The organism is Corynebacterium sp. AOP36-E1-14 (assembly GCF_052377495.1).
Lineage (GTDB): Bacteria > Actinomycetota > Actinomycetes > Mycobacteriales > Mycobacteriaceae > Corynebacterium.
The window spans coordinates 24,431-41,288 of the sequence record NZ_JBQSWV010000001.1 but is presented as its reverse complement, the minus strand read 5'-3'; the positions used below and the strand labels follow the sequence as shown (position 1 = coordinate 41,288).

At 68.7% G+C, this 16,858-nt stretch carries 12 protein-coding genes and 1 tRNA gene; 10 read left to right on the top strand and 3 right to left on the bottom strand.

The window, feature by feature from the left end; genetic code table 11:
- Positions 1–3: 3 nt before the first annotated feature.
- A complete protein-coding gene (locus ACT3TD_RS00165; protein WP_301442291.1) occupies positions 4–2,166 on the top strand; it encodes an ATP-dependent DNA helicase UvrD2 in 2,163 nt (720 codons plus the stop codon).
- Here the strand turns inward: ACT3TD_RS00165 and ACT3TD_RS00160 are convergent.
- Positions 2,147–3,019 carry a TOMM precursor leader peptide-binding protein gene (locus ACT3TD_RS00160; RefSeq protein ID WP_441579763.1) on the bottom strand — a complete coding sequence of 291 codons (873 nt, stop codon included), beginning with the start codon at positions 3,017–3,019 and terminating at the stop codon, positions 2,147–2,149. The two genes, ACT3TD_RS00165 and ACT3TD_RS00160, sit on opposite strands and share 20 nt — an antisense overlap.
- Before the next feature lie 99 nt (positions 3,020–3,118).
- Between ACT3TD_RS00160 and ACT3TD_RS00155 the strand changes: the two genes are divergently transcribed.
- Entirely contained in the window at positions 3,119–3,703 is a 585-nt protein-coding gene (locus ACT3TD_RS00155) for a M48 metallopeptidase family protein (RefSeq protein WP_301442289.1), read from the top strand.
- Position 3,704: 1 nt separating this feature from the next.
- Here ACT3TD_RS00155 and ACT3TD_RS00150 read toward each other — a convergent pair whose 3' ends face one another.
- Complete coding sequence (locus ACT3TD_RS00150; RefSeq protein WP_301442288.1) at positions 3,705–5,189, bottom strand: zinc-dependent metalloprotease; 1,485 nt, start codon at positions 5,187–5,189, stop codon at positions 3,705–3,707.
- 191 nt (positions 5,190–5,380) lie between these two features.
- Here ACT3TD_RS00150 and ACT3TD_RS00145 point away from each other — a divergent pair, with 191 nt between their 5' ends.
- Entirely contained in the window at positions 5,381–6,487 is a 1,107-nt protein-coding gene (locus ACT3TD_RS00145; RefSeq protein WP_441579765.1) for a YlbL family protein, read from the top strand.
- Between the two features lie 6 nt (positions 6,488–6,493).
- Here the strand turns inward: ACT3TD_RS00145 and ACT3TD_RS00140 are convergent, their stop codons facing one another.
- Entirely contained in the window at positions 6,494–7,051 is a 558-nt protein-coding gene (locus ACT3TD_RS00140) for a PPA1309 family protein (protein ID WP_301442287.1), read from the bottom strand.
- Between the two features lie 161 nt (positions 7,052–7,212).
- Here ACT3TD_RS00140 and ACT3TD_RS00135 point away from each other — a divergent pair, with 161 nt between their 5' ends.
- The 7 genes from ACT3TD_RS00135 to ACT3TD_RS00105 all read left to right on the top strand — a co-directional run bounded on the left by ACT3TD_RS00135 (position 7,213) and on the right by ACT3TD_RS00105 (position 16,846).
- On the top strand, positions 7,213–10,296 hold the full coding sequence (locus ACT3TD_RS00135; protein ID WP_444614721.1) for a UPF0182 family protein: 3,084 nt from the start codon (positions 7,213–7,215) through the stop codon (positions 10,294–10,296).
- Positions 10,297–10,466: 170 nt separating this feature from the next.
- Positions 10,467–10,540, top strand: a tRNA-Met gene (locus ACT3TD_RS00130).
- 91 nt (positions 10,541–10,631) lie between these two features.
- Positions 10,632–10,913, top strand: a complete 282-nt coding sequence (locus ACT3TD_RS00125; RefSeq protein ID WP_441583022.1) for a hypothetical protein — start codon at positions 10,632–10,634, stop codon at positions 10,911–10,913.
- Positions 10,914–11,145: 232 nt separating this feature from the next.
- Entirely contained in the window at positions 11,146–12,711 is a 1,566-nt protein-coding gene (locus ACT3TD_RS00120; RefSeq protein ID WP_301443695.1) for a gamma-glutamyltransferase, read from the top strand.
- A 357-nt stretch (positions 12,712–13,068) separates the two neighbouring features.
- Positions 13,069–14,229, top strand: a complete 1,161-nt coding sequence (gene pgsB, locus ACT3TD_RS00115) for a poly-gamma-glutamate synthase PgsB (protein ID WP_441579741.1) — start codon at positions 13,069–13,071, stop codon at positions 14,227–14,229.
- A complete protein-coding gene (locus tag ACT3TD_RS00110; protein ID WP_301443693.1) occupies positions 14,226–15,230 on the top strand; it encodes a poly-gamma-glutamate biosynthesis protein PgsC/CapC in 1,005 nt (334 codons plus the stop codon). The genes pgsB and ACT3TD_RS00110 overlap by 4 nt, the downstream gene beginning before the upstream one ends.
- Positions 15,221–16,846 (top strand): gamma-glutamyltransferase, encoded by a 1,626-nt coding sequence (locus ACT3TD_RS00105; protein ID WP_441579743.1) that lies wholly within the window; start codon positions 15,221–15,223, stop codon positions 16,844–16,846. Before ACT3TD_RS00110 ends, ACT3TD_RS00105 begins: the two co-directional genes overlap by 10 nt.
- Positions 16,847–16,858: the final 12 nt, after the last annotated feature.

Below are 16,858 nucleotides of genomic sequence, written 5' to 3'. Positions count from 1 at the left end.
CCCGTGTCAGGACGACTCGACCAGCTGAACCTGGACGCACTCGACCCCGAGCAGCTCCGGGCGGCCACCGCGCCGCGAGGCCCGGTGAGCATCATCGCCGGTGCCGGCACCGGTAAGACCAGGACGATCACCCACCGCATCGCCCACCTGGTGTCCGGCGGGTTCGTGAATCCCGACCACGTGCTGGCGGTGACCTTCACCAACCGCGCCGCGGCGGAGCTGCGCGAGCGCCTCACCATGATGGGCGTGGCCCGGGTGCAGGCCCGCACGTTCCACGCCGCGGCGATGCAGCAGCTGCGCTACTTCTGGCCGAAGGTCATGGGCGACACCCCCTGGGAGCTGCTGGACTCCAAGTTCCCGCTGGTCGCCCGCGTGACCCGCGCGGTGGGGCTGGAACCCGACCGCACCCTGCTGGCCGACCTGCTCGGCGAGATCGAGTGGGCGAAGGCCTCCCTCATCGCGCCGACGGCCTACCCGGCGCACATCGGGCCGGACAGGCGGGACTGCCCGGTGGACCCGGAGAAGTTCGTGAAGATCTTCGAGGGCTACGAGCAGGCCAAGGCCTCCCCGGACCGGGTGCTGCTCGACTTCGACGACCTGCTGCAGTCGATGGCCGGCCTGCTGGAGTCCGAGGTGGGCATCGCCGACGAGTTCCGGGAGCGTTACCGCACCTTCGTCGTCGACGAGTACCAGGACGTGACGCCGCTGCAGCAGCGGCTGCTGGACGCCTGGCTCGGCGACCGGGACGACCTCACCGTGGTCGGCGACGCCAACCAGACGATCTACTCCTTCAACGGTGCGACCCCGGACCACCTGCTGCGGTTCTCCACGAGGTTCCCCTCGTCCACCACCGTGCGCCTGCACCGCGACTACCGGTCGACCCCGCAGGTCGTGGACCTGGCCAACCGGGTCATCGGGCAGGCGAAGGGGCGGGCCGCAGGCACACGGCTGACCCTGGAGGGCCAGCGTCCGGATGGTCCGGACCCGGAGTTCTCCGAGTTCCCCGACGAGACCGTGGAGGCCGCGGAGGTGGCCCGGCGCATCGGCGACCTGCTGGCACACGGTGTGCCGGCCGCCGAGATCGCGGTGCTCTACCGCATCAACGCCCAGTCCGCGGCCTTCGAGTACGCCCTGGACCAGGCGGGCATCGCCTACCAGGTCAAGGGCGGCGACGGCTTCTTCCAGCGCGCCGAGATCCGTCAGGCGGTGCAGGCCCTGGGCCAGGCGGCCCGGCAGGTGCAGGCGCGTGCACGTTCGGCAGGGTCGGCAGGAGAGGACGCGGCGCCCCGCGTCGACGAGCCGCAGGGCAACCTCGTCGACCAGGTGCGCGCGGTGCTGCTGCCCGTCGGTCTGACTCCGTCCGAACCCGACGGCGCCCAGGAACGTCAGCGCTGGCAGTCCCTGAACGCCCTGGCCGACCTCGCCGCCGAACTGTCCGCCACCTCCCCGGGGCTGGACCTGCCGGCGCTGATGGGGCTGCTCAAGGAGCGGGCGCAGGCGAAGAACCCGCCCCGGTTGCAGGGCGTCACCCTGGCCAGCATCCACGCAGCGAAGGGTCTGGAGTGGGACGCGGTGTTCCTCGTCGGCCTGGTCGACGGCACCCTGCCGATCCGGCACGCGCTCAAGGGCGCGCACGCCGAGGACGCGGTGGAGGAGGAACGCCGGCTGCTGTACGTCGGTGTCACCCGTGCCCGTGAACACCTGCACCTGTCCTGGTCGCAGGCCCGCCAGCCCGGTGGCAAGGCCACCCGGCGGCGCACCCGGTTCCTCGACGGCATGGTGCCCTGGGAGAAGGAACGCGCCGCGGCACAGGCCGCCCAGTCGGCGGGGCAGAAGAAGTCGGGTCAGAAGTCCAAGCCGAGCGACTCCTGCACCACCTGCGGCACCCGGTTGACCACCCCGGAGCAGCGAATCCTGGGGTTGTGCGAGGCGCACGCCGGTGACGTCGACCAGGTGCTCGTCGCCGAACTGCGCTCGTGGCGCAGCGCCACCGCTCGTGCGCGGGACGTCCCGGCCTACGTGGTGATGAGTGACGCGACGCTGCGCGCGGTGTGCCACCGCGCACCGACGACACCCCAGGAGCTCGTGCAGGTGCCGGGCATCGGCCCGATGAAGGTCGAACAGTTCGGCGAGGACGTCCTCGGGATCATCCGGAACTTCCGCTGAGCGCGGCCTGACAGGACGGGCACCCCGGCACCTGCACCGGACGCATCTCGGTGACGTCCAAGCTCACCGGGTCGAGGAAACGCCGGACGGCGGGCACGGCGGCGGGACCGCCGGTCGTGCGTGCCCCCAGGATGTCGCGCACGATCCCGGCGAACACCGTGGCGGCGAGTCCGGTCATCGACGACGCCGTCCGGCCCTCGCCGACGGGCGCCTGGGCGCGGACGAGCCGCCACTCCGGATCCTCCGCGAGCATCTGGGTGTCGATACAGGTCAGACAGGGGGTTGTTCCGGGTTGCACCAGTGGTCCGATCACCACCTGCCCGTCCAATACTCCGCAGGGCAGGTGCGGCACACCCTGCTCCATCAGACGGTGGGTCACGTCCTGCGGTGGGAAGAGCTGCCCTGCCAGCACCACCAGTGACCTGCCCGACAGGCGCCCGAACGCGGGTGCGCCCGGGGTGACGGGAGCAGCCGTGACACCGCAGCGCATCAGCTCCTGCAGCAGGGCACCGCTCATCCCGGTCGTCCCGGTGACGTGCACGGTGGCGGCACCGGTCGGTGGAACCGGACGCAACAGCTCGGCGGTCCGCAGGTCGTCGAGGATGCCGTCGGCGTGCTCCGGGCTGAATCCGCAGTGCCCCAGCCGCGTGGCCAGGTCGGCGGACTCCACGGGCCGCCTGGCCTCACGCAGCACCAGCATCACCTGGTTCGCCGAGACCCCGTCCGGCACGGCCAGGACGAGGGAGTGCGACGGCACCGTCCCGAACTGGAGGTGGCGGGGCGAACGCAGGATCAACGAGGTCGCCTCACGCAGCATCACCACGCTGGCACCCCCGAGCACGGTCGACGTCATGTAAAATCCCCCTGACTAGCACACAAGCTCCCGACATGCACAGTGTAGCCCGCGTTCCCGCACTGTGCAGCGGGTCGACGACACCGCGGAAGGTGGACCATGGCAGGACGGCGACGGACCCCGACCAGGGCACAGCTCGAGGTCGTCGACGACTTCGCCCCGGACGTCGAGATCCGGCTGTCGGCACGCCGGGAACGCACCATCGCCGGACGCATGGAGCGCGGCCGGGTGATCGTCCTGGCCCCCATGTCGATGGACGCGGCGAACCTGCGGCGCAGCACCAGCGACCTCGTCGACCGGGTGCGCCGCCGCAACAGCGCCGCCGCCGGGCAGGCGTCCGACGACGATCTGCTGCTGCGCGCCGCCGAACTCAACGACAAGTACCTGGAGGGCAGGGCGGAGTTCCGCAGCGTGCGCTGGGTGGGCAACATGTCGCGCCGGTGGGCGAGCTGTTCGGTGGACTCAGGCAGGATCCGGGTGTCCGACCGCCTCAAGGAGGTACCCGGCTACGTCCTGGACTCGGTGATCATCCACGAACTGGTGCACACCTGGATCCCGGACCACGGCCCCGAGTTCCACGAGTGGGCGGCGAAAGCGCCCCAGGCCGAGCGGGCCGCCGGATATCTGGAGGCCTACGGGCGCTGGGGCGTGGGGAACACCGACGAGTCCGGGGACGTGGACTGACCTACTTGCCGGAGTCGTCCGAGTCGTCGGTCTCGCCGGGGCCGTCGAAGCCCTCGTTGAGCTCGCGCTCGAGCTTCTCGATCTCGCCGATGGGATCGAAGCCCTCGATGTCCTCCTGGGAGGCCAGGATGGAGTCGATGAAGCCGGCGGGGGAGTCCAGGTCGCTGTCGACCGGGAGGAAGTCCGGGTGGTTCCACACGTCGTCACGACGCTCGGTGCCCACGGCCACGGTCAGGCGACGCCACAGCTCGGCGGCCTCGGACGCCTTCGGCGCCGACAGGCTGATGCCCACCGTCTTCACCAGGGCCTCCATGCCGGGCTGGTCGTTGTCGCGGTAGACCGACCACGCCGCGCCGATGCTCGAGGCCACGGGCAGGCGCTCGCCCAGTGCCTCGCCGACGACCACGTCGACCCACCCCTCGATGAGCGACAGGCTGGTCTCCAGACGGACCCGCGCGTGGTCGGTGGAGGACACGATGGTGGGGGAGAGGTCGGAGTTCTGCAGCTGCGACATCATCTCCTGCAGCTTCTCAGGGTCGCCCAGCATCTCCGGGTTGAACTCCTGGCTGGCCTCCTCCAGGGCGGAGTTGTCGAGGCTCAGGCCGGTGGCGAACTCCTCGACGTCGAGGATCACCCGCTCCACCAGCCACGGCACGTGCTGGAAGAGACGCAGGTGCGCCGCCTCGCGGGCGGCGAGGTAGATCAACGTCTCCCGACGCTCCGCACCGAGCTTCTTCGACAGGTCGTCGAGCCGGTCGGTGGCGATGGCGGCGACGGACCCCTCGGCCAGCGGGATGCCCCACTGGGTGGACATCGCGACGCTGCCGGCGAGCTCGCCGAGCGCGCGGCCCAGCTGCATGCCGAAGTTCATCCCGTTGACCTGGTTGAAGATACCGGCCATCGGGCCCATCTGCGCCCGGATCTCCTCGGGCATGCCCTGCATGGTGGCGTCGCCCAGCTTCTCGGCGAGCGGGTTGATGACCCGCTTCCAGCGCGGCAGCGTCTCGTCCAGCCACTGCGAACCGGTGAAGGAGACCGACCCGGTCGCACCGGCGGGCAGGGTGGTGGACTCGTCCAGCCACAGCTCGACCAGACGGACGGACTCGGCGACGGCCTGGCTGTCCTTCGCGGACGGCTTGCTCTTCGCCGCCGTGCCGGAGAGCTGCTGGCGGGCGATGCGCTCGGCGAGGGCGTAGTTGACCGGACCCTGCGCGTCCGGCGAGTTCATGTCCTTGCCGAAGCCGCTCAGCATCGAACCGAACTGGCCGAGGATGTCGCCCAGCCCCGGCTGGCCGCCCTGACCCCCCTGGCCGCCCTGGTTGCCGAAGAACATGCCGAAGGGATTGGCACCGAAGCCGAACGGGTCGCCGCCTGAACTACCCGAGTTGCCGGAGTTGTTCGGGCCCCCGTTCTCGTTCTCCCGCCGCCGACGCTCGTCGTCCGACTCGTCGTCAGGGCCGTTGAATCCGAATCCGAAATTGCTCATGCCACGAGAGTACCCGCGCCCTGCGGCGGGACGCACCGCCCCGCGTGCGCTGACAGCGAACACCGTCCATGTCCGTCCGGGCCTGTAATGTGTCGTGGGTGAGTTCCAGTATCCCCCCTTACAACGACTCCAGCGCCCGTACCGACGGCAAGACGTCCGGCACGTCCGGCACCACCGCCGGTCGGCGGCGCGTGCGCACGGTCGTCGTCGGGCTGGTCCCCGTCGTCGCCCTGGTGGCGCTGCTCGCCGTGCCGACGATCCCCGGCACCGACGTCAACCTCACGGTCCCCTTCGCCGCCGAGGGTGAGGGGCCGACCTACGACACGCTGGGGGACGTCAACGGCACCCCTGTCGTCGACATCACCGGCACGGACGCCGAGGTGGACGAGGACCTGGCGGACTCCGACGGGCAGCTCAACATGACGACCGTGGCGGTGCGCACGAAGCTCAGCCTCGCCGAGACGATGAAGCGCTGGCTGGCCAGCGACGACACCATCGTGCCGGTCGAGCAGGTCATCCCCTCGGACTCCACGCCGGAGGAGGTCGCGCGCCGCAACGCCGCCGCCTTCGCCGCCTCCGAGTCCAATGCGACGGTCGCGGCGATGGGCTACCTGGACCGTCCGCTGGAGACCACCGTCTACGAGATCGCCGACGACGCGCCCGCCGCCGGCGCGCTGCGGGAGAACGACGTGATCACCGCCGTCGGCGACACCGAGGTCACGCTGCCGGCGGACGTCGCCGCGGCCGTCGCCGAGCACGCACCCGGCGACGAGGTCGAGCTGACCGTGCAGCGCGGGCAGTCGGAGGTCACCGAGTCCGTCACCCTCGGGGAGGTTCCCGAGGAGTTGTCGTCGGACGCCTCGGCGTCCGCGGCGGAGGACGCCGGCGAGTCCGACCGGGCGTACCTGGGGGTCACCATGGTCGCCCAGCCCGCGGGGGATCTGAAGGTCCGCTACAACCTGAAGGACATCGGCGGGCCGAGCGCGGGCCTGATGTTCTCCCTCGCCGTCGTCGACAAGCTCTCGCCCGGCGAGATCAGCGGCGGGAAGTTCGTCGCCGGCACCGGCACGATCTCCGCCGACGGCACGGTGGGGCCGATCGGCGGCATCACGCACAAGATCGCCGCCGCCCAGCACGCCGGGGCCGAGGTCTTCCTCGTGCCGTCCGACAACTGCAGTGAGGCGGCGGGGCGCTCCTACGACGGGGACATCGACCTGCTGTCGGTCGACTCCCTCGACGGGGCGGTGGACGCCCTGGAGGCCTACAACAACGGTGGGGACGCCCCCACCTGCGAATGATGCAGATCAGTCCTCGAAGGTGAACCGCAGCATCGCGGTCACGCCGGGGGCGATCTCGGCGCCGTCCATGCCGCCGAGCAGCTCGACCTTGTCCTCGGCGAAGGGGTCGTCGGCGAGGTCGGTCTCGTCCGGGCGCAGCTGCAGCAGCGTGCGGTCCGGGCCGCCGTCGACGACGCCGGTGAAGATCCGCGCCTGACGCGGGACGGCCTCCGGGTCCGCGGAGTTGCGGAACATGATCTCCTGGGCCAGCACGGCACCGACCACGACCTCGGGCCACCGCACCGTCGCCACGTACTCGCCGAGCTCGTCGGAGCCGGGCTGGATGTGGTCCGGCAGGTCGTCCTGCACGATCAGGGAGAGGGGGGACGTGGCGGCGCCGGTGCCGTCTGCGCCATCCTCCCCGGAGTCGTCGCCGGCGGCGATGACGTCCTGGACGAGTTCGGTGGGGACCAGGGCGAACAGCGTCGCCGGACGGTCCCAGCCCTCGGCGTGGACGAAGTCGACGGCCTCGCGGAGGGCGGCGTTGAGCGGACGGATGTCGCTCGTGTGGTTACTGGCGTTCATCTAGGTGGACCTCACGGTGACGTCGGACGGGTGCGGACAGTAGTCTAGACCCAGACAGTTTTGTCGTCGGAATCCGACAGCCCGAGCCGCCGGTACGTCAACCGCCGGACCCAGGGGGTCGGTCCGACTCTCATGACCGACAGCAGGAGAGAACTGAACCCTTGAGCATCCCGGAGATTCCAAAACCAGGACGCAGATCCAAGATCCTCGGCGTGGTCGCCGTGGTGATCGCTCTGCTCTTTTTCCTAGTCCCGGTCCTCGTCTCGAACTACACCGAATTGCAGTGGTTCCGGTCGATCGACTTCCAGGCCATATTCCTCAGCGTCCTCGTCACCCGGGTGATCTTGTTCATCGTGTTCGGGCTCGTGGCCGCCGCCATCGTCTGGGGTGCGTGCTTCGCCGCCTTCCGGGCGGCGCCGAAGGAATCCGACTTCCCCGACGTGTCCCAGATCGGCCTCGGCGGTGACGACTCCCCGCTGACGATCAACCGGGCCGAGATCCGCCGGGCGATCCGGCCGTTCCTCATCATCGTCCCGCTGATCGCGGGCGTGGTGACCGGCATGATCGCCCAGGGCAACTGGCGAACCGTGCGACTGTTCCTCTCCGGAGGTGACTTCGGTGTCCAGGACCCGCAGTTCCAGATGGACCTCGGCTTCTACGCGTTCACCCTGCCGCTGCTGACCTTCGTGCTCGGCACGCTCTCGGTGCTCGTCATCGTGGCGTTCCTGGTGAACCTGCTGGCGCACTATCTCCTCGGCACCATCAGCACCGGCAACCCGCGGGTGGGGGAGAAGGCGCGCATCGGTGCTCCGGCCCGCCGCCAGCTGGCGATCATCGCCGGCATCTGGATGCTGCTCAAGGCAGTGGACTACTGGTTCCAGCGCTACGCCCTGCTGAACAACCAGCACGACACCTTCACCGGTGGTTCCTACACGGACATCAACGCGATCCTGCCGGCGAAGATCCTGCTGCTGGTCGTGTCCCTGTTCGTCGCCGCGATGTTCTTCAGCTCGATCGTGCTGAAGGACCTGCGCATCCCGGCGCTGGCCGTGGCCCTGATGGTCGTCGCCAACCTGGCGATCGGCGTGGGTTGGCCGGCGGTCATGGAGCAGTTCTCCGTGAACCCGAACCGTGCCGAGAAGGAGCGGGAGTACATCGCCCGCAACATCGAGTCGACGCGTCAGGCGTACGGCATCGAGACCGCCACCGACAGCGCCCGCGAAGGCTACGAGAATCCGGACGGCCAGGTGACCTACGAGCGCAACTGGGGTGGCCAGACCTCCGGCGACGCCAGCGAGCGCCGCTCCATTGCCGACGACGACGCCACGCTGTCCAACATCCGCCTGCTGGACCCGGACGTGCTCTCCCCGACGTTCACCCAGCAGCAGCAGCTGCGTAACTTCTACGGCTTCCCCGACGAGCTCTCCGTCGACCGCTACGAGGTGGACGGAGACATGCGCGACTTCGTCGTCGCCGCCCGCGAGATCGACCCGAACGCCCTGTCCGGCAACCAGACGGACTGGATCAACCAGCACACCGTCTACACCCACGGCAACGGCTTCATCGCCGCGCCGGCGAACACCGTCGACGAGGTCGCGCAGGACGCCGCGTCCGCACGTGGTGGTTACCCGATCTACACGGTCTCTGACCTGCAGAACCTGGAGGCAGACAGCCAGGGTGGCGAGCTCGAACTCAATATGGAGCAGCCGCGCATCTACTACGGTCCGGTCATTGCCGGCACGAATCAGGCGAACGCTGACTACGCCATCGTCGGCGACGACGGCTCCGGCACCCCGCGCGAGTACGACACCGACAACACCGAGTACACCTACACCGGTGACGGCGGAGTGGGCGTGTCCAACATCTTCTCCCGTGCGATGTACGCCGCGAAGTTCCAGGAGATGAATATCCTCCTGTCGGACGTCATCGGCGACGACTCGAAGATCCTCTACGACCGTGACCCGCGCGAGCGCGTGCACAAGGTCGCCCCGTGGCTGACCACCGACTCCAAGACCTACCCGGTGGTCATCGACGGTCGGATCAAGTGGATCGTGGACGGTTACACCACGCTGGAGAACCTGCCCTACTCTCAGCGCACCGAGCTGGACTCCGCCACGGAGGACACGCTGACCGAGGACCCCGCCTCGCAGCAGCGCGCGGTCACCAACGAGGTCAGTTACATCCGTAACTCCGTCAAGGCAGTCGTCGACGGCTACGACGGTTCCGTGGACCTCTACGAGTTCGACGAGGAGGACCCGGTCCTCAAGGCGTGGGAGGGTGTCTTCCCGGACGTCGTGAAGGACAAGGACGAGATCAGCGACGAGCTGATGGAGCACCTGCGTTACCCGGAGGACCTGTTCAAGGTCCAGCGTGAACTGATCGCGAAGTACCACGTGGACGACCCGGGAACCTTCTTCACCAACGACGCCTTCTGGTCCGTTCCCGGTGACCCGACGGCGCCCGAGGGCGGCCAGGAGCTCAACCAGCCGCCGTACCACGTGGTGGCGACCGACCCCGAGACGAACCGGCCCAGCTTCCAGCTGATCACGCCGTTCCGTGGTCTGCGCCGTGAGTTCCTCGCCGCGCACATGACCGTCAGCTCCGACCCGGAGACCTACGGTCGCATCTACGTCCGCCAGCTGCCGACGAACACCCAGACACAGGGTCCGAAGCAGGCGCAGGACACGATGATGTCGTCCGACGAGATCGCCCGCGAGCGCACCCTGCTGGAGGGCACGAACACCCTGACCAACGGCAACCTGCTGACGCTGCCGGTCGGTGACGGGCAGATCCTCTACGTCGAGCCGGTGTACTCGCAGCGTGCCGACCAGGAGTCCGCCTTCCCGAAGCTGCTGCGCGTGCTGGTGAGCTACAACGGTTCCGTCGGTTACGCCCCGACGGTCGCCGAGGCCCTCGAGCAGGTCGGCATCGATCCGGACGCGGTCACCGAGATCGCCGAGTCCGGCGGTGACGCCGCCGACGAGAACGCCGCGGCCGCCGGTGGGGACGATTCGGACGCCGACTCCGACTCGGACAGCACCTCGTCCACGAGTTCCTCGCCGTCGTCCTCGGCGGCGGAGACCCCGGACAGCGGTTCCGCCAGCGGCAACGAGCCGTCGGAGTCCGAGCTCTCGGCGATCCGTGAGGCCATGGACAAGGTCAACGACGCCCGCGAGAACGGCACCTTCGAGGAGTTCGGCCGGGCCCTGGACGAGCTGGACGCCGCAGTCGCTGACGCCCAGTAGTTCCTCGGGTCAGCCAGGCTGAGACACCAGAGACGGGAAGCGCACCGGGAAACCCCCGGTGCGCTGCTCTTTTGTCCGGAGTGTGGTTGCGATTTCACATTCGTCCGGCAGTGCGTTACGCTATGGGAGTCGCTGACACGGAGAACAACTTCTCCGGGACAGTAACCCGTCGCGGGGTGGAGCAGCTCGGTAGCTCGCTGGGCTCATAACCCAGAGGTCGTAGGTTCGAATCCTGCCCCCGCTACTAGATAGGCCCCCGGCCTCCGATCACTGATCGGAAGCCGGGGGTCTTTTTTCGTCCCAGGTGTAAACAGATGAAAGGGAGTGGGATTCACATGGTCGACGTCGGGTACGGAGCCGACTACCTCTACCGGCTGGCCGGGAAGGTCCTGGAGAACTGGCATGCCACGACAGAGTCCCTCGGCGACGATCTCCATCTCGCCTCGGTGCGTATCGTGGACGATTCGGTGATCGAGTTTCATGTCGTCGGCATGGGGCGGGACCTGGTGAAAAGCTACGACGCCACGGCCTGGGGACCCCTCTTCTCCCCGGAGCACGCCTACGACGTCGACTTCATGGCCAACGAGCTGCTCACCAACTACCTCACCGAACCCTGACGCACGGGGAGGGGAGGGGCGAAGATCGAGCGTGGGATGTCTGAATCCGGTGATTCAGACATCCCACGCTCGATTTCCGCCCCCGTGCGCCCGGGTACCCTCCGGGGTATCTGGCGAGGTCAGGCACCATGGTGTGATGCGGGGCTTTCTCCTGCGGGCCTCGGCGATGGGTTAGGGTGCAGGGAGCCCGATATGATTTTTCAGGACCCTCACACCCGAAAGAGAGTGCCCGGTGAAGCGCATCCGAACCACGGTGACCGTGTTGACGACGGTCGGGCTGCTGGCGGCCTGCACCGGGACCGACGGGGGGCCGGGGGTCGAGGCCACGAGCCCGGCCATCCAGGAGGCGTCGTTCAAGGCAGGGCAGTCGTGCGAGGACTCCACGCAGGTGTCACGCTCGCTGTCGGCGACGGGGGCGAAGGACGATGCGGTGGTGGTCACCCCGGACCCCTACGCGTCCGACATCGCGTGCCGGACGCTGGCGGACGGCGGGACGGCGGCGGACGCCGTCGCCGCCGCACAGTTCACCCTCGGCCTCACCGAGCCGCAGTCCTCGGGGCCCGGCGGCGGGGCCGTCGCGGTCTACCACGACGCTGCGTCCGGCGAGACGCGCACGTGGAACGCCTCGGTGCCCGCGCCGCAGGGTGACGACGGCACCGGTGTCTCCGGCGTCCCGCAGACGCCTCAGCTCATGCGCACGATCCAGGGTACGTACGGGGCGAAGAAGTTCAGTGACGTCCTGGCGCCCGTCGCCGAGCTCGCGGACGGGGGATTCCAGGCCAGCAAGCGCTTCGTGGGGGCGGTGAAGCGCCGGCACGACGTGATGACGGGTATGCCGTGGCCGGGGGTGTCCTCGGCGAACCTCCCGGTGCCGGGGGACGAGCTGACCAATCCGTCCTACGCGTCCTACCTGCGCGGACTGAAGGTCTCCGGCCGGATCGCCTCCGAGGACGCCCTGTGCGCCGACTACCGCGACACCGAGGTCTGCGGCCCGGGTTCCACCGGTACCGGCATGATGGTCGTGGGGGAGGCCCTCGGGATCCTCGACCAGCTGGAGCTCGGGGACGACCCGCAGCACGTGGTCACCGAGGCGGAACGTCTCGCCCTGGCCAACGGCAACACCTGGATGCAGGACCCCACGGTGGACCCGGAGCTCTCCCGTAACTACGTGGACTCCCTGGTCACCGATCCGGAGCACCTGAAGAAGCAGGCCGCGCGGATCGACCCGGATTCCACGCTGGGGCGGATCGAGCCGGACCCGCTCAAGGGCGATGCGGGGACGTACCTGCCCAACCGGGAGGAGGGGACCTCGCAGATCACCGTGCGTGACGGAGACGGGAGCATGGCCAGCGTGACGACCACGCTGCACCAGCACTTCGGGTCCGGCGAGCTGCGCAACGGCTACTTCATGAACAACTCGATGGCGAACTTCAGTACCTCGACGAAGGCGACGAACCAGCGGGCGGCCGGGGTGCGCCCGAAGACGGCAATGAGCCCGGTGATCGTGTTCCGCGACGGGACGCCGTTCCTCGCGCTGGGGAGTCCCGGCGGCGGGGCCATCCCGTCCTATGTGATCAAGACCACGGTAGGGATCCTGGACCGGGGGATGACGGCGCGGGACGCCGTGGACGCCGACAACTACGGGGCGACCGGACGTGACGCGACCTACGTCGAGGGGACGGTCGCGGGCCAGATCGTGGGGACCGACAGTGGTCTGAGCGTGGTCTCCGTGGCGGACGGGACGGTGTTTGCCGAGGCAGACGCACGGGCGGGTGGTTCGGCGCTGTCCGCGCAATAGCGTTATTTAATACGTATCGAAAACTTAATTGAGCCAGAATCCAATACCGTGCCTATATTCGGCGCTTGCGGAAAAACTCGCTAACCCGGTTCCATTTAACGCGAATAAAGTACCTCCCGGGGTTGCAAGGGTGGGGTAGGCAAGTTAGTGTGCCCACAGTGCGGAGCTCCTACCTGGAGCTTTACCAGCCTAAAACATTAACTCGGGCAATGTTTCGGACCTGTTACGTTGCCATACCCCCTCACGTATCCTCTCCAAGGAGTTTCATTCATGCTCGCTTTTCTGTCCCTGTCCGCATTGACTGCGACAACCGGGATAGCGGCTTTCCATCGTAAGGAAGTCCGTCACCGTCGGCGGATGGACAGCCTGGACATCAACGTCCACGTGAACGGCATCCGCGGTAAGTCCACGGTCACCCGCATGATCGGCGGCGTGCTCCGGGAGGCCGGGAAGACCACGATCTCGAAGACCACCGGCACCTACGCGTGCGTCATCGACAGCCAGGCCGGCGAGCACCCCATCAAGCGCACCGGCCCGGCCAACATCAACGAGCAGTACCGCTTCCTCGCCGAGTGGATCGACGGCGCCGACGACCCGGTCGAGGCCCTGGTCGTGGAGTGCATGGCGGTCAAGCCGAAGTACCAGTCCCTGTGCCAGGACGTGATCCTGCGCTCCCCGATCACGGTGCTGACCAACGTCCGGCTGGACCACCAGGAGGACATGGGCGACACACTCGAGGAGATCGCGGCGTCCCTGTGCTCCACGGTGCCCCAGGGTGGCCTGGTGATCACCGGTGAGCGCGACCCGAAGCTCGTCCGGCTCATCCGCCGGCACTGCGAGGACCGCGGTTCACGTCTCATCGTGGCCCAGGAGAGTGAACTCTCCCGCAGCCTGTGCAGCCGATTCGACTACCGCCAGTTCGAGGAGAACGTGGCGGTGGCACTCGCCGTGGCCGAGGCGCTCGGCATCGACGCCGACGTCGCCGCCCGCGGCATGATCTCCGCCGAGCCCGACCCGGGAACCACCCGCATCGCCCACGTCCGCGACGTCTCGACCGGCCCGTTCTACTGGGTGCCGATGTTCGCCGTGAACGACTGGGAGTCCACCACGCGGGTCTTCCACGACGTCCTGGACGAGGACCTGCCGCCATGCCGCAGGGTCGTGGCGCTGAACAACCGCGCCGACCGCACCGACCGCGCCGCCATGTTCGTCGACCTCGTCGCCACCGACCTGGCCGGCGACGTCGACCGCGTCGTGCTCTACGGCGAGATCCAGGACGTGGTCCGCCAGAAGCTGCTCAACGCCGGCGTCCCCGACGAGAAGATCGTCACCACCAGCGACCTCGACGGCGAGCAGGGTGCGGACGGCCGCGACCTCGTGGCCCGCGCCCGCGCCGGTTTCGAGGGTGAGGACGTGGCCATCTTCGGCATGGTCAACATCCACACCGAGCACGTCACGGCCATGGAGCGCTATGTCGGCGCCCTGGCCGAGGAGCACATCGAGGCGGTCGCGGCGTGACCTACCAGTACATCGGTTCCTACGGGTTCCTCACCGACCTCGTCCACGTCACGTTCCTCACCGGCCTGCTGGTGAGCTACCTCTACTTCCGGCGCCGGCAGATCTCCGTCGGTGGCTCGCTGGCCGTCGGTTACCTGGCGTCCTCGCTGTACATGCCGCTCAACGTGCTCGCCACGCTCGGCTCCGCACTCGTCGGATACCTGCTGATCAGGTACGTCATCCTGAAGATCTTCCTGCCCCGTCCCCGCCAGATCTTCGCCATCGGCCTGGGCGTGGGCGTGGCCTGCGGCGGCCTGTGGCTCGCGGTCACCTCCTGGGTGCTCGGCGGGGTGCCCGGCGACGGACTCGCCCTGGTCGGCGTGATCGTGCCCGGCATGATCTGCAACTCGCTGATCAAACAGGGTGTGGTGCGTTCGATGGTCCCGTTGGCGTGGATGGTTCCGCTCACCGGCGTCCTCGGCCTGGCGATCACGCTGCTGACCTCCACGGTCCTGCCGTTGTCCCTGGCCGACAGCATCACCCACGCGGACGTCGAACCGTTGCCGATGCTCTTCCTCATGAGCGCCCTGTCGGTGCTCTTCGCCGTGCTGGTGCAGGAGGGCACGGTGCGCTCCCACAAGCTGCGTACCGGCGGCTACGTCACCGCGGGCGTCATGGTCGCCGCGCTGACGAGCTGGACGTACCTGGTGGTGCTTGCGGTGGCGACGCTGCTGCTGCTCGCCGTGTACCTGCCGTACTCGCGCACGGTCCCGCTGTTCGGCAAGGACCGCTTCGTGCTCCTGTGCGCCCTGGCGTTCACCCTGGTCACCGCGCTTGAGCTGGTGGCGGCCACCGTGTGGGGGCTGCGCTTCGGCGGGCCGCAGAACGTGGTGTTCTGCGTGCTGCCGGCCATCATCGCCAACGACCTCGTGCAGTACGGGGCGAAACGAACCTCGCTGGGCATGGGCCTGTCGCTGGCCGGCTGCGCCGCAGTCGCGGTCCCGGTGATGGCGTGGGCCTGAAGCTCCGGCAGCTCGCGGGCGTACTGTTGGTCGTCGTGATGGTCAGCTCGTGCACGATCGGCGGGTCAGGCAGGGACGAACCCCCGGCCCCGGACCCGCTGCCGACGGCGCCGGACGACACCTGCCGTGACGGTGGTGACGGTGGCGTTGAGGCCACCGGGTCCGTGGACGGTGGCATGGTGTCCACCCCGGACCCCGCCGCCACGGAGGCGGCCTGCGGCGTGCTCGCCGACGGTGGCACGGCGGCCGACGCCGTCGTCGCCGCCCAGTACGTCCTGGGCCTCACGGAACCGCAGTACTCCGGCCCGGGCGGTGGTGGCCTGGTGGTCTACCACGACGCCCAGTCGGGCACCACGGAGAGCTTCGACGGCACCGTCTACGCGCCGCAGGACGACACGTCCTACGACGACGAGTCGGTGGGCGTACCGCAGACCGACCGTCTGATGGACTCGTTGCGCGCCCGATTCGGGACGAAGTCACTGGAGGACCTGACGGCCCCGGCGAGGACGCTGGCGTCGGAGGGATTCGAGGTCACCGAGCGGCTCGCCAAGGCCATGTCGGCGCGCAGCGAACTCTTCGACGACCTGCCGGAGGCCGGCGACACGCTCACCAACGAGCAGTACGCCGAATATCTGGCGGGCCTGAAGGGCACCGACGACCCGATCGAGCCGTCCGACCCGCTGTGCGTGGACTACCAGGGGCACTCCGTGTGCGGCCCGGACTCCACGCAGACCGGCATGATGGTCGTCGCCGAGGCGCTCGGCATCCTGGACCGGCTGGACCTGGCCCGGCTGACCCCGAAGGACGGGGTGCCGCGGGCGACCGCGCAGCACCTGGTGATGGAGGCCGAACGCATCGCGTTCACCAACGCCAACACCTGGATGGGCGAGGAGACCGAGGCTACCGAGGACTACCTCGGGGACTACGTCGAGGACATCGTCACCGACGAGGACCACCTGGACGACGCCGCGGACTCCATCCGGCAGAAGAAGACGCTCAGCGGCCTGGATCCGGAGGAGCTCGGCGGGATGGACGGCGAGTACGAGGACAGCGACGACCAGGGGACCTCCCAGGTCACCGTTCGTGACTCGGCCGGCAGCATGGCGAGCCTGACGACCACGCTGCAGCGTAGCTTCGGCAGCGGGAAGCAGGAGAACGGCTACTTCCTGAACAACTCTCTGGACAACTTCAGCCGCCGTGCGGAGCCCGGCGAACCGAACCACCGCGAACCCGGCGCGCGGCCGCGCACGATGATGTCACCGGTGCTCGTCTTCGGTTCCGGCGACGACCCGCTCATGGCCCTCGGTTCGCCCGGCGGGCGCAAGATCCCGTCCTACGTGGTCAAGGCCCTGGTGGCGATGGTGGACTGGGACCTTAGCCCGGACGAGGCGGTGCGTATGCCGAACTTCGGCGCCACGAACCGCAACAGCGTGTACTCCGCGCGCGGCGACGCCGAGCAGAAGAAGATGCGCGGTCTGCTGGAGGACTGGGGTCACGACCTGGAGTCCGGACGCTTCGACTCCGGTCTCAGCGTGATCCGCGTTCAGGACCCGCGGGTCAGCGGTGCCGCGGACCACCGGCGTGACGGCTCGGTCGCCGCAGTCGACCTGCCGTAGCAAAAGAGCGGC

Bases quoted from the DNA above. Each gene is read 5' to 3' on its own strand.
- ACT3TD_RS00125 (WP_441583022.1), top strand. From the start codon at position 10,632: ATGGTCGACGTCGGGTACGGAGCCGACTACCTCTACCGGCTGGCCGGG.
- ACT3TD_RS00155 (WP_301442289.1), top strand. From the start codon at position 3,119: ATGGCAGGACGGCGACGGACCCCGACCAGGGCACAGCTCGAGGTCGTC.
- ACT3TD_RS00160 (WP_441579763.1), bottom strand. From the start codon at position 3,019: ATGACGTCGACCGTGCTCGGGGGTGCCAGCGTGGTGATGCTGCGTGAG.
- pgsB (WP_441579741.1), top strand. From the start codon at position 13,069: ATGGACAGCCTGGACATCAACGTCCACGTGAACGGCATCCGCGGTAAG.
- ACT3TD_RS00150 (WP_301442288.1), bottom strand. From the start codon at position 5,189: ATGAGCAATTTCGGATTCGGATTCAACGGCCCTGACGACGAGTCGGAC.
- ACT3TD_RS00140 (WP_301442287.1), bottom strand. From the start codon at position 7,051: ATGAACGCCAGTAACCACACGAGCGACATCCGTCCGCTCAACGCCGCC.